Raw genomic sequence first — 18,691 nt, forward strand, 5'->3', positions numbered from 1 at the left:
AGCCTCCTAACCCATCTTCTTCACGACGATATCCCCGATGAACATCGATACGTGAAGATTGATTTTTTTGGCGCCTTCCTGGTAATAAGGCGTCCGGTAATTCATCGAGCGCATGATTCCATCCTCGCGCCGCTCCAATACATTCATATCGCCGATAAAAGAAGAGGTGGTTACGCTGATCTCCACGTCGAGATCGCTCGGGATAAATACCTTCACATCGCCGATAAACGCCGAGATGTTGATCCGAGTTTCCCCCATCGGAATGCTCGCTTTTGTCAGATCCAGCGAAGTGTCGCCGATAAAGTGCGAGATGTTAAGAGGCGTCAGCTCCCAGTAATCCTGTCCCATATACACGTCGCCGATAAAACCCGACTTATTCTGCGGAGGGGCGTAGGAATTCACATAGTGGTAGTCCGGCCCGCGCTCATAAGAACTTCCGCCCGGAGGCGGTGGAGGTGGCGGCGGTGGAGCATAGCCGGCATTTCCGCCCGGCTCTCCGGCTTCCGGATAAACGCCTCCGCTTTTCCAGTCGGCTTTCCTGCCGCGTCTTGCCTCGCGCCTGGAGATTTTCTCCTGCCATTTCCGCGCTTTTTCTTCCCATTTGTCCTCCAGTTTACGTTCCCAATCGTTACCCCATTGCCCATTCCCATGCCCATGCCCGTCCCGGCTTCCGCCGTATTCCGAATCGTGACGGCGGGAGCTTCTCCGGCCGAAAATCATTTTGATTCCGAAAACGATCAGGACGACCGGGATGAGAAATTGAAACATTTCTCTGAGAGAGTACGGAGCCCATCCGAGATTTCGGATCTGGAAAATGCCTCCGATCAGAACCAGGATAAGTCCCCAGGCTCCGTCTCCCCGCCTCCCCCCGTTAAAGAGCAGGCTCATCAGACCCGCGTATATCAGAAGCAGCGGCCAAAAGGTGGAAATGAGCTCCCCGATGCTCAAGGAGATAAAGCCGAGCTGTTTCAGAAAAAACAGCAGGCCGAGCGCAATCAGGAGAAAGCCCCCCGCCAATCTTCCCCAAATAGAACTGTTCATGACTTATTCCCCCGTTGAATTTCGTTTTCCTGAATTAAGTGTACCTCTGTCCATCTTTTCTGAAAAGAGACAAAGGGTTGATTCCTCACTCGGTCCCTAGACCGAGAAAAAGCGCCTGCGGAAATCGCAGACGCTTCTTGTGCGGTATTTCTTGTGCGGTATATGTGAATGTTTAGGCTTCAGGTGTATCGACAGGATTGTTTTTGAAAATTTCCTGTACGAGCTGGTTCCAGATCATCTGGGTTACTTTGCCTGTACCTTCTTTGACGACAAAGACATTGACCGTTTTCTTACCCCATTCTTTGTAGATCTGGTCTTTCGTTTCATAATAAAGATCAATTTTTTTGCCTTTAATGGCGCCGCCCGTATCGGCCACGATGCCATATCCGTAACCCGGTATATAAAGAACCGTTCCGATCGGGAACACTCTCGGGTCCGCCGCGATCGTCGACAGGGAATGCTCGTCCCGTTTGACCTTAACGCCGGATTTGGTGATGCCGTAATCCGGATGCCCCGGATTTTTGCCCGTCGATTCGATTCCCGAGTAATAGCCGGTCGCTACCACTTCTACCGCCTTGTACCGGGACAAATCCTGACTGGAATCGGGCATCAGCTTATAGCTGACTTTACGTGTCTGACCGGAAGCGGCTTGAACCTCACCGGTTCCGTTTTGAGACTGGACAGGCTCCTCGGGTGCTTCGGGTGTCTGGCGGGATGCTAATCCCGAAATCGCGGGAGCGATTTTTTTCTCGAGTGCCGCTGTATCTGTTAATCCTATCAGACTTGTTTGATCTTGACCGCACAAGACAAGAGCGATGTTCAACATCATAACCATACTGAACCATTTGGTCGGATTGCTTGAATCAGGCAACATTTGTTCGATACCTCCCCCTACTATAAGAGTTTGTCCAATTTTAAAAGAGTTTAAACATCCGCCAATCTTTGCAAAGTCAGGTTTTCCCTGGAAGCTGGATTTTATTCGCGCTTAAATTCCTAGTTATTTACAGTGTTTAACTTGCGGGGGGCCGGGTAAATAGGTTGGGAAATAAACTCCCATCAAAAACATATAAGGAAAGGCGGATGGTCGAATGGACGTAAGAAATTGGGGCGAATGGAACTTCCTCATGATGAACGGAAATTCCATTTGGAGGCTCATAGGGGCCGTTCTTGTTCTGATCATTGGTTTATGGATAGCAGGCGCTGCTTCGAAAGCCGTCTATAAAGGACTTCTAAAAGCGAATGTGGATGCCCGCGGAAGGAAGTTTTTCCCGCCGGACAGCTCTATCAGCCGGATTGTGTCCAAGATAGTCAAGTATTTCATTATTCTCGTCACGCTGCTCGTTGTGCTTGAACTTCTTAATTTCACGAATGTGCTGAATCCGTTCGTCGGTTTCATCGCCATTATCACTTCTTACATACCTCATCTGCTGGCTGCGGCACTGCTTGCGGCAGTCGCCCATATTCTCGGCTCCATGCTGAAAAGTGTGGTTTCCGGCTTCTTCGGTTCCCACACGATCAAAAGCAGAATGCCGAATCTGGTGCATTACCGTGAAGTGGCCGGCAACATCGCCTACGCCATTGTGATTCTGCTCTTCGCACCGAGCATTCTGGCTTCGCTTCAGATTCCGGCCATTTCCGTGCCGATCAGCGCGGTCATCAATATGGTCATCGGCTATCTGCCTCTGCTTGCGGGTGCGATCCTGCTTATCGTACTCGGCCATTATGTGGCCAAGTTCGTGGCTAAACTCGCCTCTACCCTCACATCCTCGCTGAATCTGCAGCGCTGGATCGGGACCGGCATGAACGTGTCCCAATTCGTTTACAGCATCGTGTATTTCCTGATTCTGTTCCCGATTGCGGTACAAGCGCTTAACCTGCTGCAAATCGAATCCATCCGGGTTCCGGCTCAAGGCATTCTGAATCTTGTCATGGCGTGGATTCCGAAGATTCTCATTGCGGCGTTCCTGCTCTACATCGGCTACATTCTGGCCAAAATCGTCCGCAATCTCATCATTACGCTGCTTTCGCCGATGGATATCGACAGCAAGCTGAACAGCCTGATGCCGATGTTCCGCCGCCAAGCCGCAGGTGCCGGTGCCGAAATGGGCGTACCGGGGTCTGTTAATCCGGCCGCATCCGCATCCGTTTCCGCTCTGCCTATCACGAAATGGATCGCGACTCTGATCGCCGTCTTCGTATTCGGCTTCTTCCTCGTCGAATCCACGAACGTGCTGGATCTGGAATTCATCTCCGCAACATTCGCCGCTCTGATGGTGATGCTGCCGAAATTTATTCTGATCGTCATCATCGTGCTGATCGGCATTATCCTGGCCGGCTTCGCAGAGAGCATGATTCGTCCGGGCAACCCGCTCAAAGGGTTTGTCCAGCCGGTTATCATCGTTCTGGCCGTCGTGATCGGTCTGACGGAAATCGGACTGGGTTCGGTCATTATCACATCCGGTTACATGGTCGTCATGGTCGCACTCGGCGCCGCCTTTATTATCTCCGTCGGTATCGGCAGCATTCCGGCCGTCAAACGCTTCTGGGATAAGAAGCAAAACAGCAAGGACCACGATAACATCTCCATGTAAGACGTACAGCAAAAAGCACCCTCCGGAATCGTTTCCGAAGGGTGCTTTTTTTGCGGTTGCGGGACGCCAGCCTGGTATCTCACGAATGTGTGTGCGGCGACAACAGTCCCGCAGGTGATCGGCCGCACAGGCGCGCCCGTGCAAGAGAGCCGGCTTGGCGAACTGCGCCCGCTTGAACGGCCGGATAAGCGTTCACGGTGCGCCAGTCCCCTCCGCCGCCGCATTCGCACCGCTTGGGCGGACTTCATCGGCGTCATTCTTGACCAATGTTGTGACCGTAAAGTAAAAAACGTTTCATTACACGAAATGAAGACCCGATTGTTTGTGCGGAGATGGATGAGGTCAGACACTATCAAGGAGGCCATCCCTCAAGTAGATTGATCTACTTTTGGGACAGCCTCTTTTATCTGGTCAAGCCAGACAGCTAATCAAGCATCCTGTTATAACTTAAACTGCGTTATTTTCTCCCGGAGCTCTTCTGCCATGCTAGACAGTACATTTGCAGAAGATGTGATCTCCTCCATAGAAGCTAACTGTTGCTCCGTAGAGGCGGCAATATTCTGCGTTCCGCCTACCACCTCATTGGTGACGTCCAGAATTCGATTCATCGATGATAGAACCTCGGAAACACGAGATGTCATTTCTTCTTGAGCAGCAGAAACCACTTGGATATTCAGCGACACCTCATCAACCGCATCGCGAATTTCACTAAACGATGATCCCGCTTGATTCGCCAAATGGAGTCCCTCATTAACCTCTCTTGTACCATGCTCCATAGACTGGACAGCGTTTTGAATTCCTTCTTGGATACTCTCCACATAGGACGTAATCTGTTGGGCCGAATTGGATGATTGTTCAGCTAACTTTCTTACTTCACCTGCCACCACTGCAAATCCACGTCCATGTTCTCCGGCGCGGGATGCTTCTATGGAAGCATTTAAGGCTAGCATATTCGTCTGATTAGCGATTGTATTAATGACTTCTACAATTCTTCCTATGTGAAGAGCATTATCTACTAAGTATTTCATGGACTCAGCGGATTGGTTCACTGTAAAACTGATAGAATTCATCTGTCTAATAACCGTATCAATCGCTTGATTTCCTTCCGTGGCAAGGTTTGTCGCAATAAACACCTTATCCATGACCACCCGGGAATTGGATTCGATTTGTCCTACTTTTGTCGATATATCGTTTATAGCACGATTAGTTTGATTAATATTTCCCGCCTGTATTTCCGTTCCGGTCGCCAGTTCTTGAACGATTGCGGCTGTTTGCGTAGACGACTTTGTTGAATCTTCGGCGCTGACCGATAATTGTTCCGAGGAACTCGCCACATGTTCGACAGTGACTTGCACTTGCTCCAAGATACTGTGTAACGATTGGGCCATCTCATTGAAACTCTCGGATAATTGTCCCAGTTCATCGTTTGAATGGACAACCACTTTCTGTGTAAGGTCACCTTTGCTGATCTTTTCAACGCCGCTCATTAATTCTTTGATAGGATGCAGTAACTTTTTCAGACTAAAAATTTGTATGATAACTCCAACAACCAAAAACAACAGGGAAGCGATCACTAAAGACCCGATCAATTTGTTCTGTTGTTCTGAAATTACCGATGCATTCACGTCAATCCCAAAGACGGCGACGAGCTGTTGCTGTTGATCGAGGACCGGAACTAATACAGTGAGCCATGATCCTATGTTATCCTTGTAAACAGGGGGAATTACCGGCGTTTTCGTTTGATTCAAGGTTTGGAATGCCTGAATCATCTCAGGCGGCTGTTCAAATAATTCTCCGGGTTTAAGTCCCGTTTCTAATAAATGGGTAGGGATAGATAAGAACCTCGTTTTTGCTCCCTCCACGACATCCGGCTCGAATAGGAACCCTTGCGCTACATTCGCATTTCCAACTGACAATTCATCCAGTAGAGACACAAGTTTTTTCTGAATGGCTGAATCTGAAGAAATACTTGTCTTCTCTTTTTTCAACTCTTCTACTTCAAATCTATTCTTCCATAATGTTGCAATTCCTGTCGCCTGCTCCTCCAGGCTGCCTGTAAGCGCACGGCTCATAATAATGTAACTAATAACGGACATGATCATACATGCCAGCACTATTCCCGAAATAGAAAATATCAAGTTTTTCGAAAAAAAGCTTAAAGCGGTTTTCTTCTTTCTTTCCCCCATAGTTTCGGATCCCTCTCTTTATGTTAGGTAATGGTTTACTAAACAATGTGTAGTATTCTCGAATATGACATAAGATTCCTTTATTCGACAATCTTCTTCTTCTTCTTCTTCTTCTTCTTCTTCTTCTTCTTCTTCTTCGTGGGTGTCCGGGTTTTATTGTTGCGATAACGTATTTACTTCTTCATATGGAGTTGGAATACTCACAACAGAGCCAACCATCGGGATATAAGGGGGTTTCACCTCCCCTTATACTATCCGGCCATTGTAGCCATTCCCTTTCCGCTTTCCGTCCATAGAAACAAAAAAAACCACACCTGATTTCGTTATAGGTGTGGGCTGCCTCGGCAGCGGCTTTAGAACCTTTTTTCAAGGATGGTGCTTCATTTTACCCTTTTGCTATAACCCGACGTTGCACTCAAAATAACCTTATCCGGCCGGTTCGGTCCGAACCGGCCGCCGGCTGCGCACCCGCGCATAGGACCCGGCGCGTGGAATCGGCAGGGCTACTCGCGCACCGTCAGCAGCACGCCGATTCCCGAAGGATCGGTCACGAGCCATCCGTCTTCCCGGGACACGGCGTCCACGCTTCCTTCCCGGAGGCGTGCCAAAATCCGTTCCAGTTCGCCATTATCGGGAAGCACGACGGTAAACCAGCGGATTCCGGCTGCATGGGCGGGTGCGGGCGGCGCCCCTGCGCCTGCCCACGTGTTCAGCCCGATGTGGTGGTGATAGCCGCCAGCCGCCACGAAAAGAGCCGCCGGGCCGAAGCGGAGCGTGATCTCAAACCCGAGCAGGCCGCAGTAGAATGCCTCCGCCGCCCGCAAATCCGTCACATGGAAATGGACGTGACCGATTTTCGTTCCCGCAGGCATTCCGCTCCAGGGCTCCTCTCCGACAAGCTCCAGTAAGCTTTCCCAGTCTACCGGATCGGTCGCCATCACGTAGTGGCCGTTCGCATCCTTTTGCCACGTCTCGCGGGGGCGGTCGGCATAAATTTCAATGCCGTTGCCGTCCGGGTCATCCAGGTAGAGCGCCTCGCTCACGAGATGATCTCCCTGGCCGACCTCGATACCGCTGCGGATCAGACTGCGCAGCGCGAATCCAAGCTCCTTGCGGCCGGGCAGAAGGATCGCGAAGTGATACAGACCCGCATAGCCGCGCTTCGGCATTTTAACGGCTTCGGGTATTTCTTCCAGAATAACGAGAGGCTGCTTGCCGTCCGCCGTCAGTTCGGCGAAAGCTCCGCCCCGTTTCAGCAGTTTAAGTCCGATCACGTCCTGGTAAAACGGAAGAGACCGGGCAAGACTGCCGACTTTAATATGCACAAATCCGATTTCAGTTCGGGGGTCGATAACAGACGTCATAAAGAGTCACCCTTCTTTCAAAATTATTTAGAAAACACAGAAAACGAGACAAAATATACTTAGTTACTTTTTGTAAGTAATTATAGTTTAATTACTCGATAATGTCCAATGCCAAAAAAACAGGGAGAGCCTCTACTGAGGTTCCCCCTGTTTTTACGGTTTTATAGGCGCTATTTCAGAAAACCGGCACTGCGGCCGTTTGCCTCCATAGCGCGTCTATCCGCAGCCTGCTTATCTGGACTTGTTGGCGATATCCTCTTGGATGAGGCCGACCACATGCGCCAGGCTGTGCACGCCCAGGTCGCCTTCGCCGCGTTTGCGGACGGACAAAGTGCCGGCGTTCATTTCGTTCTCTCCTACAACGAGCATATACGGCGTCTTCTCCAGCTGCGCTTCGCGGATCTTGTAGCCGAGCTTCTCGTTGCGGTTGTCCGCTTCGGCGCGAATTCCCGCCGCAAGCAGCTTCTCGGTCACGTCATTGGCATACGCCTCGTAAGACGGCGATACCGGAATGACTTTGGCCTGTACCGGCATCAGCCACGTCGGCAGAGCTCCGGCGTAGTTCTCCAGAAGGAAAGCCGTCATCCGTTCCATTGTGGAAATAATACCGCGGTGGATAACGACCGGGCGATGCTTCTGGCCGTCTTCGCCGATGTATTCGAGCTCGAAACGCTCCGGCAGCAGGAAGTCCAGCTGAACGGTGGAAAGCGTTTCTTCTTTCTTAAGGGCCGTGCGGATCTGAACGTCCAGCTTCGGACCGTAGAAGGCCGCTTCCCCTTCCGCTTCGTAGAACGGCAGGTTCATTTCCTCCACAACCTCGCGGAGCATGCGCTGGGACATTTCCCACATCTCGTCGTTCGGGAAATATTTCTCCGTATCCTTCGGATCCCGGTAGGACAGACGGAAACGGTAATCCTTGATGCCGAAATCTTCGTACACATGACGGATCAGGTTAATGACGCGGGCGAACTCTTCCTTGATCTGATCGGGACGGCAGAAAATATGCGCGTCGTTGAGCGTCATCGCGCGTACGCGGTGCAGGCCGGTCAGAGCGCCGGACATCTCGTAGCGGTGCATGGTGCCAAGCTCCGCAATACGGACCGGCAGATCACGGTAGCTGCGCATGTCGCTCTTGTACACCATCATATGGTGCGGGCAGTTCATCGGACGAAGAACGAGTTCCTCGTTGTCCATGACCATTTTCGGAAACATATCCTCATGATAGTGATCCCAGTGGCCGCTTGTTTTGTACAGCTCCACGTTAGCCAGTACCGGCGTATAGACATGCTGGTAGCCCAGGCGCTCTTCCAGATCGACAATGTAGCGCTCCATAACGCGGCGCACTTTGGCTCCGGCAGGAAGCCAGATCGGCAGTCCCTGGCCGACTTCCTTGGAGAACGTGAACATTTTCAGCTCGCGTCCCAGCTTGCGGTGGTCGCGTTTCTTCGCTTCTTCGAGCAGATGCAGATGCTCGTCCAGCTCCGCCTTCTTAGGGAATGCGGTTCCGTAGATGCGTTGAAGCATCTTGTTCTTGGAATCCCCGCGCCAGTACGCGCCCGCAACGCTCAGCAGCTTGAAGGCCTTGATTTTGCCGGTGGAAGGCAGATGCGGTCCGCGGCAGAGGTCGAAAAATTCGCCTTGATCGTAAATGGTCAGCACGGAGTCTTCCGGCAGGTCGCGGATCAGCTCCAGCTTCAGCGGATCGCCAAGCTCCTCGAAAATCGCGATCGCTTCTTCGCGGCTCACAACACGGCGGACGATCGGCAGGTTTTCCTGGACGATCTTGACCATTTCCTTCTCGATCTTCGTCAGATCTTCCGGCGTCAGCGGATTTTCGATATCGATGTCGTAGTAGAATCCGTCTTCGATGACAGGTCCGATGCCGAGCTTCACCGCCTGCTCTCCATACAGCCGTTTGATCGCCTGAGCCATCAAGTGGGCGGTGCTGTGGCGCAGCACTTCGACTCCCTCTTCGGAATCCAGCGTTACGATTTTAAGCTCGGCATCCTCTTCGATCGGAGAGTTCAAATCGACCTGTCGGCCGTTCACCACGCCGATAACCGCATTTTTTTTCAAGCCCGTGGAAATGGATTCCGCTACCTGCTCAACCGTTGTACCCGGGGCATATTCTTTCACGGAACCGTCGGGAAAAGTTAATTTAATCATGATTCGTCAGCTCCTTAGCTCTATAAATTTCGAAAAAAGAGCGCAAAAAAGCACACACATCCCGAAAGGGACGAGTGCGCTCGACTCGTGGTTCCACCCTAATTCGATTCGCCGCTTAGATTTAATCGGACAAATCCTCATTCAGCATCCGGTAACGGGAATGAATCGGCCAAGCTTACTTCCGGACCGGACGTCTTGCGTCCGCTCTCGTTCGGTTTCCGCTTTGCAGCTCACGAAGGGGTAAACATACCGTAAATCTGCAGGGGATTTCAGCCGGGGCCCCATTCTCTGGCAGCAGTGTTACAAGCTGTTCGTGTCTTCGGTCAAAGCCTTTGATTCCCTAATTATAAGCCTGCCGCGGAATCAGGTCAAGGGGGACGGAGACCCGCTGTCCGAGTTCCCCGCCAGCTTCGTACGGCATATGCCGCAGTAGGAGCAGATAGTGGCACGGGACTCGAATATCTGCATAATCGTCCGGATAACGGGCAGTTCCGGTTCCCGCGTGTGAATATAAATCGTCGCCGGAGATACCGAAATCAGCGTGGAGACGATCATATCTTCGAAGCTGATATCCTTCTCGATCATTTCCAGTGTGAAGGACGCTTCCATCTTACTGGTGTCGATCGGCTGCATATTCTCATCCAGAATCGTAAATTCGGCGCCTTCCTTATGTATCAAATGAGCTGCTGCCGTCTTCGTTTCCTGGATATAGACGAAATACTGGAGCAGAGAAATAAATTCCTGGTACTGCTGGTCCATCGCGTATTCATCCATGGCGTACTCAATGACCTCTTTCAGCTCATCCATGTACTCCTGCAGCCGGAACGTAATGAAACCCGGCAGGTTCACGGTCTGCTCTTCCCGCAGCAGAGCTTTCAAAGGCTCGCTGATCTTGCCCGCCCGGAGCTTCAAGCCGTCAATAGGTCCCCAGTCCAGATAATCGTCCAGGCCGTATTCGCCTGCGGCGGTTTCCCCTTCCTCTTCCCCGTTCAGGAACTGGCGGCAGTAACGGCCGATTTTAACCGCTTCTTCAGGATCTTTATAATGAAAAGTATTTATGAGCAGCTTCCGGATCAGCCTCTCTTCTTCACCCTCCACGATTTGCTCGGCGGCGGCCTCGGCAGCGGCTTCGATAACGGCTTCGGGCTTCGGCTGCTGCTTTTTGCCGCCTGCCGTAAACTCTATCCGAAGTATCGTGCAGTGTTCCAAAGTGTCACGCACGATCCGGACCGGGTTCCCTTCCTGATTTAGAGGCGCTAGGCGGCTTTCGATCCGGCTTTGCAGCGCAGAAATATCAAACACGGCGGAATTGTTAAATACAAACTGTACGAAAGACATGGGCTCACTCCTTCCTGACGCTGATTCCTTCTAAAAGTATATGGTCGGCCGGAGGCGGATATACAACCAACTCTTGACATGTCCAAACGCCGGGCAATTCAGGAAAATAAGGCCGATCTTAAACTTTCCTTAAGAAATTCGGCGCGGTTTTATTAAGAACCATCTCTTATAATAATTCCTATGAAAGCTTGATGATGGAGGTGACGCTCCTTTTGCGAACGGAATTGCCAACCCCTTCTTCCTGTGCTAACGTCACAATATCCGTTTTTATAATGAAATAAAAGGGAAGGCAGGGCCGTTACGCTTACGGCATCCGTTTTCCGGCATATAAAGGAGCGCAAGGTTATGGGAAAAGAGACGATTCTGATCGTAGACAATGAAAAAGATATCGTGGAGCTCATCCGTATATATTTAACCAACGAGGGGTATGAAACGGTTTCGGCCGGGGACGGCCTGGAGGCCCTGGATGTGCTGAAAAGCCGGGAAGTCGATCTCATTATCCTCGACATTATGATGCCCCGTATGGATGGCGTCCAGGCGTGTCTGGAAATCCGCAAGGAGAAAAACATGCCTATCCTGATGCTCTCCGCAAAAAGCGAGGATATGGACAAAATTCTCGGATTAACCGCCGGGGCGGACGATTATTTGACGAAACCGTTTAATCCGCTTGAGCTGATGGCACGGGTGAAATCCCAACTGCGCCGGTATAAAAGATTAAACGCCCCCATGCCATCCGAAACGCTTTCACACCGTATCGAGCTGGAAGATCTCGTCATGAATACGGCTACGCATGAAGTTCATGTAGAGGGGCGGCCGGTCAAGCTGACTCCCAGGGAATTTTCCATCCTGGAGCTTCTGGGGCGCAACCGCGGAATCGTATTCAGTACGGAGCGGATTTATGAAACGGTCTGGAACACTCCGTACTTCGAATCGGACAACACCGTCATGGTGCACATCCGCAAAATCCGGGAAAAAGTGGAGAGCAACCCGAGGCAGCCGAAATACATCAAAACCGTTTGGGGGGTAGGCTACAAAATTGAAACTTAATCGAAACCGGAGATTCGGAAAGCTGTGGGGGCTGCTGGTGCGCGGCATCGTGCGTCCCGTCATTCTGTGCAAACAGAATGTGATGCGCAGCCTGCGAATGCAGCTTATTCTCGCGTTCGCTCTATGCATAGGCGTTGCGACTGCCGCCGGGAGCCTGGTAGCCGAGCTTACCCAATCATCGCGGACGGGAGCGACCGTCTCTTATACACAGGATAAAGAAATACTGCAGAACCAGGTTCACCGCCTTGTGGAACGCCTCGAACAGATTCAAAAGTACGGCGGCGATGCCGACAGGTACCCTGCCGCTAAAGAGGAGTCGGTCCGGAAGGAGTCGCCGGGCTCCGATCCGGAAGTTCAAGATCCAAAGGAGACCGGCGGTATCCGTACCGGAGTGGATCAAGAAGCGGATTCGGGAAATCCCGCCGCTTCAACCCCGCAGGACGGCGCTGTTCCCGTTATCCCGCCGTCTCCAGCGCCTGAGACTGCCATTTCGGGCGGAACGGGCACGAGCAGCAAAGCGTCGCCGGTCCCTGCCGCGCCGGATGATCAGCCGGCTCCGTCCTTTTTTCCCGTAAATTCTGTGGATATTCAGTCTCTGCTGGACGATGAGACCGACAGGCCCGGAAGAAAATCGCTTTACATTATCGACGCATCCGGTAAGGTACTGTACAGAACAAAAGGGAGCGGCGAAAGCCGGTTCGATATCCCGCAGTTGATCGGAAGCGCTATGGGTTCGGAAGAAACGTACCGCGAAAATCACCAGAACCGCGAATTCACGTTCATGTACCCGGTTACCTTGAACGGGGCCCAGGCTTATTTGGTCGCCAAGGCGGTTCCTGAAGCTCATATCTCTTATTACGAGCAGGATACCTCTCTCCCCCTGATTACCGGGATCGCTACCTTCCTGGGACTTTTCTATTGGATCACCCGGCGGAAAATGCAGATTATCGAAGAAATGGCGCAGGGCCTTGTCCAAATGTCCCAAGGCAATCTTGCTCACCGGGTTCCCGAAAGAAGCCATGACGAACTCGGCGTGCTCGCCGGACACATGAACTCCATGGCTTTCGATCTTCAGCATTCTCTGGAAGAAGAGCGCAAATCCCAGCGGCTGAAAAACGAATTGATCACTAATGTTTCTCACGACCTCCGCACGCCGCTTACGCTCATTATCGGTTATCTCCGGCTTTTGAAAGACAAGGATTATAAAGACGAGGAGCAGGCGGCGAACTATATGCAAATCGCTTACGGGCGTGCGGAAAAACTTAAAATTCTCATTGACGATCTGTTCGAATTCAGCCGGATAACGAACGAAGGCGTGCCGCTCGCCAAAAAATCGGTCTGCGTAAACGACCTGATCTATCAGTTGTCGGAAGAATATATCACGATCGCGGAGCAGAACGGCCTCTCCCTTCGCCTCGTTCTCCCGCCTACGCGGCTGTTCGTCTCCATGGATCCCGATCAGATGATCCGCGTCTTCGAAAACCTGCTTACGAATGCGGTTAAATACAGCGCCAAACCCAGCGCCATCGAGGTGATCGTCCAGGAGGAAGGCCAGGAAGTCAAAGTGACGGTGATCAACGAAAGCGATCTTTCGGAATCGGCCGAGCTTGATCGCCTGTTTGACCGGTTTTACCGGATGGATGCCGCGCGTTCTTCCGATACGGGCGGTTCCGGGCTCGGTCTGGCCATTGCACGCAGCATTGTGGAAGCTCATGACGGCCGCATTTGGGCGGAGAATCGCGGCCAATCGATTATGTTCCATGTGAAACTTCGCCGGTATTAATGCAGCCATCGGGCGATTGCGAATCGCGGCAATCGAAGGTGAAAGAAGTATATCCCGAGACAACGAACACGATGCGCCGGTTCCGGTGTCTAGTATCCGAGGCTTCATAATGAGCCGAAGGCAATTCGCAGCTGCAAACCGGATGTGACGGTCCACTGTGTATCCTGTCCTGAACAAGCGACTGCCATCACGGTGCCATTCGTTTGAAAACGAGTTCCCGGTAGGGCTGCGCTGAGAAAAAAATAAACCCGGAAGACCGTTTAGACGGCTTCCGGGTTTATTTGCTGTTTTGAAAATAGAGAACTCTATATTGGATTAGTTTGATTAGTTCTGCATAATGAAGTCTTTTTCAACGACCGTATCCTCGTCGTACACGCGAAGAATCTCATACTTCGTATTGCGCTGGGCAGGAATCTTGCCTGCGGCACGGATCATTTCCAGAGTGGAGGAAATGTTCACTTTATGTGTAGTGCCCGCAGCCGATACGACATTCTCTTCGATCATGGTGCTTCCGAAGTCATTGCAGCCGTAATGCAGCGACTGGCGGCCGATTTCGGGGCCCATCGTTACCCAGGAAGACTGGAAGTTCGGAATGTTGTCGAGCATGATGCGGGAAATGGCCAGCATTTTCAGATACTCTTCCGGCTTTGTTTTCTCTACGCGCAGATTCGTGTTGTCCGGCTGTACCGGCCACAGGATGAAGGCCAGGAAGCCTAGCGAATCGTAGCCGTTCTGAATGCATTTGTCCTGCGCTTCTCTCACGCGGAGCAGGTGCATGGCGCGCTCTTCCATCGTCTCGCCGAAGCCGTAAACCATCGTCGCCGATGTATTCATGCCCAGACGGTGAGCCGTTTCCATGGCATCCATCCAGTCGCGCCAGGAGCCTTTTTTCTTGGAAATTTTCATACGGATGCGGTCATCCAAAATTTCCGCGCCTCCGCCGGGCAGAGAATCCAGTCCTGCGTCGCGCAGCTGACGGATTACTTCTTCAAGCGAAAGGCCGTCCGACACATCTTTCATCTTCCAGATTTCCGCCGGAGAGAAAGAATGCATCGTAATATCGAAGCGCTGCTTGATCTCGCGCAGCAGATCCGTATAGTAGCTGAACGGCAAATCCGGGTTCGTGCCGCCCTGCATCAGAATCTCGGTTCCGCCTACATCCAGCGTCTCCTGGATTTTGCGGAAAATATCCTCATTGGTAAGTACGTATCCTTCCGTAGAACCGGGAGCTCTATAGAATGCACAAAATCTGCAATAAACGTCACAAACGTTCGTGTAGTTGATGTTGCGGCCTACTACAAACGTGGTGATCGGTTCAGGATGGTGCTTCAGCATAATTTGGTTAGCGACATGACCCATTTTCTCGATCTGGTCGGATTCGAGCAGTGTGACACACTCCTCCAGATCAATTCGTCCGCCTGCAAGAGATTTATCCAAAATGCGGTCGATCGGATTCATGGCATTCACTCCTTTCTGACTTCCGCACACGAATTTAGGTATGAATTCGCGGCTCACGGTATACTATGTGAAAAAAGTTACATGTATAGAAAAACATTATCACCATTGTAACATACCGCCCCAAATCCGGCTACGGGAAAAATAGGCCTTCCGGCTATCTTTCGAACTTGTTATCCTGTAAAATTTCCGGTTTGATCGGGCCCCTTCGTTAGGCATCCGTCAAACGCCTCTACTGCCTGACCGTTTTACAGGGACGCGCGGCGGACGATGGTTTTTTGTTCTATTATCTCCTTGATAGCCGTCTTCCCCTCCATCCTTCAGAATAAAAAAAGCAAGCGAAGAGGCCGCCGTCCATCGTGAACAGGTTGGCCTTCTTTCACTTGCTTCCTTCGGGCTCTCAGACAGCCGCTTATCCCTGCAGATGGGATAAAGCCGCGTCCAGGTCCGCTATAATATCGTCGATATCTTCCAGACCGACGGAATAACGCACGAGTCCGTCCGTAATTCCCCGCTCCAGCCGCACCTCGCGTGACATCGCGGCATGGGACATCATCGCCGGATAGGACAAGATGCTCTCGACCGCGCCCAGAGAAACGGCGACCAGCGGGATCTTGACCTCGCCGAGAAGCTTCCTGGCGCGCTCGCCCCCGTTCACGTCGAACGAGACGACGGCGCCGTAGCCGCTCGACTGTTTCTCGTGAATCTCGCGGCCCGGATGCCCCGGCAGCCCCGGATAGTACACGGCCTGGACAGCCGGATGACTGTCCAGCCATTCGGCCAGGCGGCGGGCGTTCTGCTCGGAGCCTTCCATCCGCACTTTGAGCGTCTTCATGCCGCGCATAAGCAGCCAGCTGTCCTGCGGGCCGAGTACGTTGCCGAGGCCGTTCTGGATCTGCTTCATGCGGCGGCCGAGGCTGTCGTTAGCCACAACGGCCAAGCCCGCCAGCACGTCGCTGTGACCGCTCAGGAACTTCGTGGCGCTGTGCAGCACGATATCGACGCCTTGCTCGATCGGACGCTGATAGTACGGCGTCATGAAAGAGTTGTCGAGCATCGTGAGCAGCCCGTTGTCCTTCGCCCACGCGCAGATGACCGCGATATCCGTAATCTTCAGCGTCGGATTGGACGGCGTCTCCAGGAAGACCGCCTTCGTGTTCGGCTTCAACGCCGCCTTGACCTTCTCCGGATCCGTCATATCGACGAACGTCGTCTCGATATTCATCCGGGTCAGAATCGCGGTGAGCAGCCTGTACGTTCCGCCGTACACATCCTCCGTACAGATTACATGGTCGCCGCTCGACAGCAGGAAGAAGGCCGACGAAATGGCCGCCATCCCGGAAGCGAACGCGAATCCCCGCGCTCCGCCTTCCAGCAGAGCGATATAGTCTTCCAGCGCCTGACGGGTCGGATTGCCCGAACGGGAATAATCGAACTCCGGCGGATTATCCAGCGAGAAATGGTGAAAGGTAGATGCCTGATAGATCGGAACGCTGGAAGCGCCCGTCGTTTTATCGATTTCTCCACCGAAGTGGATGATTTTCGTTCCTAGTTTTTTGTCGGTGCTCACGCTTGATTGTCTCCTTCCACCTCTGCCTGTGCCTGTTCCAGCGCCTGCGCCAGGTCGGTAATAAGATCGTCCACATGCTCGATGCCGACCGAAAAACGCAGCAGCCGGTCGTCGACACCTACTTTTTCCCGGATTTCCAGAGGAATATCGGCGTGCGTCTGAACGGCCGGGTACGTCATAAGCGACTCTACTCCGCCCAAGCTTTCCGCGAACGCAATAAGCTTAACGTGCCTCAGAATCGGCTCCACTAAACGCGCATCCGTTACTTTAAAGGAGAAAATTCCCGTGTTACCGGACGACTGCCTGTTCTGGATCGCATAACCCGGATGGGATTCGAGCGCCGGGTAATATACATCCGTTACAAGCGGATGCCACTGCAGATAGCGGGCGATCGTCGTCGCGTTATGCTCGTGCCGCTCCATGCGCAGAGCGAGCGTTTTCATCCCTCTCATAAGCAGCCAGCTGTCCTGCGGACCGAGCACGGCGCCGATGGAATTGTGCAGGAATGCCATTTGTTCGGAAAGCTCCTGCCCCTTGGTCACGATCAAACCGGCCAGCACATCATTGTGGCCGCCCAAATATTTGCTCGCGCTGTGGATGACGATATCCGCGCCAAGCTCGATGGGACGCTGCAGATAAGGAGTGAGCAGCGTATTGTCCACGATGGAGAGAAGCTGTTTGCTCTTGGCCCAGCCGCAGACGAGTTTCAAGTCCGTGACCATCATGAGCGGATTTGTCGGCGTTTCGATCAGAATCGCTTTCGTGTTCGGACGGTAGGCTTCTTCCAGCGCTTCGACGTCATTGGTATCCACATAGGAAGCGCTCACGCCGAAGCGGGACATGATCTGCTCCAGCAGGCGATATGTACCGCCGTACAGGTCCAGAGATACTATCAGATGGTCCCCCTGGCTGAACAGCGTGAAAATGGTCTGCAGCGCCGCCATGCCGGAAGAACAGGCAAAGCCGGCATCTCCGGATTCCAGATCGGCAATCGCGTCCTCCAGCACACTGCGGGTCGGGCTTTTCGTACGGGCATAATCGAATCCGGTACTTTCTCCAAGACGCGGATGGCGGAACGCCGTTGACTGATATACGGGGAAGCTCACCGCTCCGGTCACAGGCTCGGAAACCGAACCGATTTGGGCCAATCGACTTTCGATGTTCATGCGTGGCATCTCTCCTTTAAGGTTTTGTTTCTATACTATAGACAGGCACTAAGCGCGCTGAGTTCACGACCCGCATTAAGATCATACGGCGTTTCCTGGTAAACGTAATAGTTCAGCCAGTTGGAGAACAGAAGATTCGCATGCGCTCTCCACGTGATCATCGGCTTCTTGCTCGGATCATCGTTCGGATAATAATTTTTCGGGATCTCCACGTCCATGCCCTTAATGACATCTCGGTCATACTCCCATTTCAGTGTCAGCGGATCATATTCGGAGTGTCCCGTGACGAAAATTTGCTTGCCGTCTTTCGTCGCCACGATATAAATACCGGCTTCTTCCGACTCCGATAAAATCACGAGCCGCTCATCCTTCTCGATGTCTTCACGGCGCACTTCCGTGTGTCTCGACTGGGGAACGTAGAAAAACTCGTCGAACCCGCGGAGCAGCTTCACGTTCTCTTCCCCAATCGTGTGCGGGAATACACCGAACACTTTTTTGTCCACCGTGTACTTCGGCACGTCGAAATGATGATAAAGTCCGGCCTGGGATGCCCAACATATATGAAGCGTCGAGGTCACATTGTCTATGCTCCAGTCCATGATTTTCTTCAGCTCATCCCAATAATGAACGTCCTCGAACTCCATTTGCTCAACGGGGGCTCCGGTAATGATCATTCCGTCGAATCTTTCGTCTTCGATATCTTCAAACGTTTTATAAAACATCTCCAGGTGCTCGGGAGAAGTGTTTTTGGAGGTGTGGGTTTTAGGATGCAGCAGGACAAATTCGACCTGAAGAGCCGTATTGGACAGGAGGCGCAGCAGTTGGGTTTCCGTCGTTTCCTTCGTCGGCATCAGATTCAGAATCGCAATCCGCAGAGGGCGGATATCTTGATGGTAGGCAACCGTCTCATCCATCGCAAAAATATTTTCCAGGTTCAGTACTTCTTTAGCCGGAAGATTATCAGGTATTTTAATCGGCATCGGT

At 52.3% G+C, this 18,691-nt stretch carries 13 protein-coding genes; 3 read left to right on the forward strand and 10 right to left on the reverse strand.

Annotated features, from left to right (window positions below; genetic code table 11):
- Window positions 1–6 precede the first annotated feature (6 nt).
- Both liaF and AC58P5_RS13205 read right to left on the reverse strand, forming a co-directional pair.
- Window positions 7–1,041, reverse strand: coding sequence for a cell wall-active antibiotics response protein LiaF (gene liaF, locus AC58P5_RS13200; RefSeq protein ID WP_497387115.1), 1,035 nt, complete (start codon window positions 1,039–1,041; stop codon window positions 7–9).
- Window positions 1,042–1,213: 172 nt separating this feature from the next.
- The gene (locus AC58P5_RS13205) at window positions 1,214–1,915 is read right to left on the reverse strand and encodes a 3D domain-containing protein (protein WP_497387116.1); all 702 of its coding nucleotides are present in this window, start codon (window positions 1,913–1,915) and stop codon (window positions 1,214–1,216) included.
- A gap of 214 nt (window positions 1,916–2,129) precedes the next feature.
- Here AC58P5_RS13205 and AC58P5_RS13210 point away from each other — a divergent pair, with 214 nt between their 5' ends.
- Complete coding sequence (locus tag AC58P5_RS13210) at window positions 2,130–3,632, forward strand: mechanosensitive ion channel (protein WP_497387118.1); 1,503 nt, start codon at window positions 2,130–2,132, stop codon at window positions 3,630–3,632.
- A 440-nt stretch (window positions 3,633–4,072) separates the two neighbouring features.
- Here AC58P5_RS13210 and AC58P5_RS13215 read toward each other — a convergent pair whose 3' ends face one another.
- The 4 genes from AC58P5_RS13215 to ytxC form a co-directional block, all read right to left on the reverse strand.
- Window positions 4,073–5,818 carry a methyl-accepting chemotaxis protein gene (locus tag AC58P5_RS13215; RefSeq protein ID WP_497387119.1) on the reverse strand — a complete coding sequence of 582 codons (1,746 nt, stop codon included), beginning with the start codon at window positions 5,816–5,818 and terminating at the stop codon, window positions 4,073–4,075.
- A 503-nt stretch (window positions 5,819–6,321) separates the two neighbouring features.
- A complete protein-coding gene (locus AC58P5_RS13220; RefSeq protein WP_497387121.1) occupies window positions 6,322–7,182 on the reverse strand; it encodes a VOC family protein in 861 nt (286 codons plus the stop codon).
- A 231-nt stretch (window positions 7,183–7,413) separates the two neighbouring features.
- Window positions 7,414–9,348 carry a threonine--tRNA ligase gene (gene thrS, locus AC58P5_RS13225; RefSeq protein ID WP_497387122.1) on the reverse strand — a complete coding sequence of 645 codons (1,935 nt, stop codon included), beginning with the start codon at window positions 9,346–9,348 and terminating at the stop codon, window positions 7,414–7,416.
- Window positions 9,349–9,711: 363 nt separating this feature from the next.
- On the reverse strand, window positions 9,712–10,686 hold the full coding sequence (ytxC, locus tag AC58P5_RS13230; protein WP_497387123.1) for a sporulation protein YtxC: 975 nt from the start codon (window positions 10,684–10,686) through the stop codon (window positions 9,712–9,714).
- A gap of 345 nt (window positions 10,687–11,031) precedes the next feature.
- Here ytxC and AC58P5_RS13235 point away from each other — a divergent pair, with 345 nt between their 5' ends.
- Complete coding sequence (locus AC58P5_RS13235) at window positions 11,032–11,733, forward strand: response regulator transcription factor (RefSeq protein ID WP_497387124.1); 702 nt, start codon at window positions 11,032–11,034, stop codon at window positions 11,731–11,733.
- Window positions 11,723–13,516, forward strand: coding sequence for a sensor histidine kinase (locus tag AC58P5_RS13240; RefSeq protein ID WP_497387125.1), 1,794 nt, complete (start codon window positions 11,723–11,725; stop codon window positions 13,514–13,516). The genes AC58P5_RS13235 and AC58P5_RS13240 overlap by 11 nt, the downstream gene beginning before the upstream one ends.
- 324 nt (window positions 13,517–13,840) lie before the next feature.
- On the opposite strand, the gene mqnC is transcribed toward AC58P5_RS13240, so the two are convergent.
- From mqnC to metA, 4 genes are all read right to left on the reverse strand, one after another.
- Window positions 13,841–14,974 carry a cyclic dehypoxanthinyl futalosine synthase gene (gene mqnC / locus AC58P5_RS13245; RefSeq protein ID WP_497387126.1) on the reverse strand — a complete coding sequence of 378 codons (1,134 nt, stop codon included), beginning with the start codon at window positions 14,972–14,974 and terminating at the stop codon, window positions 13,841–13,843.
- A 409-nt stretch (window positions 14,975–15,383) separates the two neighbouring features.
- Window positions 15,384–16,541 carry a trans-sulfuration enzyme family protein gene (locus AC58P5_RS13250; protein WP_497387128.1) on the reverse strand — a complete coding sequence of 386 codons (1,158 nt, stop codon included), beginning with the start codon at window positions 16,539–16,541 and terminating at the stop codon, window positions 15,384–15,386.
- Entirely contained in the window at window positions 16,538–17,707 is a 1,170-nt protein-coding gene (locus tag AC58P5_RS13255) for an aminotransferase class I/II-fold pyridoxal phosphate-dependent enzyme (RefSeq protein WP_497387130.1), read from the reverse strand. The genes AC58P5_RS13250 and AC58P5_RS13255 overlap by 4 nt, the downstream gene beginning before the upstream one ends.
- Before the next feature lie 35 nt (window positions 17,708–17,742).
- Window positions 17,743–18,687 carry a homoserine O-acetyltransferase MetA gene (gene metA / locus AC58P5_RS13260; RefSeq protein ID WP_497387132.1) on the reverse strand — a complete coding sequence of 315 codons (945 nt, stop codon included), beginning with the start codon at window positions 18,685–18,687 and terminating at the stop codon, window positions 17,743–17,745.
- Window positions 18,688–18,691 lie beyond the last annotated feature (4 nt).

The sequence above is a fragment of the Paenibacillus sp. JT31N7 genome (assembly GCF_059692095.1).

Bases quoted from the DNA above. Each gene is read 5' to 3' on its own strand.
- liaF (WP_497387115.1), bottom strand. From the start codon at position 1,041: ATGAACAGTTCTATTTGGGGAAGATTGGCGGGGGGCTTTCTCCTGATT.
- AC58P5_RS13205 (WP_497387116.1), bottom strand. From the start codon at position 1,915: ATGTTGCCTGATTCAAGCAATCCGACCAAATGGTTCAGTATGGTTATG.
- AC58P5_RS13210 (WP_497387118.1), top strand. From the start codon at position 2,130: ATGGACGTAAGAAATTGGGGCGAATGGAACTTCCTCATGATGAACGGA.
- AC58P5_RS13215 (WP_497387119.1), bottom strand. From the start codon at position 5,818: ATGGGGGAAAGAAAGAAGAAAACCGCTTTAAGCTTTTTTTCGAAAAAC.
- AC58P5_RS13220 (WP_497387121.1), bottom strand. From the start codon at position 7,182: ATGACGTCTGTTATCGACCCCCGAACTGAAATCGGATTTGTGCATATT.
- thrS (WP_497387122.1), bottom strand. From the start codon at position 9,348: ATGATTAAATTAACTTTTCCCGACGGTTCCGTGAAAGAATATGCCCCG.
- ytxC (WP_497387123.1), bottom strand. From the start codon at position 10,686: ATGTCTTTCGTACAGTTTGTATTTAACAATTCCGCCGTGTTTGATATT.
- AC58P5_RS13235 (WP_497387124.1), top strand. From the start codon at position 11,032: ATGGGAAAAGAGACGATTCTGATCGTAGACAATGAAAAAGATATCGTG.
- mqnC (WP_497387126.1), bottom strand. From the start codon at position 14,974: ATGAATCCGATCGACCGCATTTTGGATAAATCTCTTGCAGGCGGACGA.
- AC58P5_RS13255 (WP_497387130.1), bottom strand. From the start codon at position 17,707: ATGAACATCGAAAGTCGATTGGCCCAAATCGGTTCGGTTTCCGAGCCT.
- metA (WP_497387132.1), bottom strand. From the start codon at position 18,687: ATGCCGATTAAAATACCTGATAATCTTCCGGCTAAAGAAGTACTGAAC.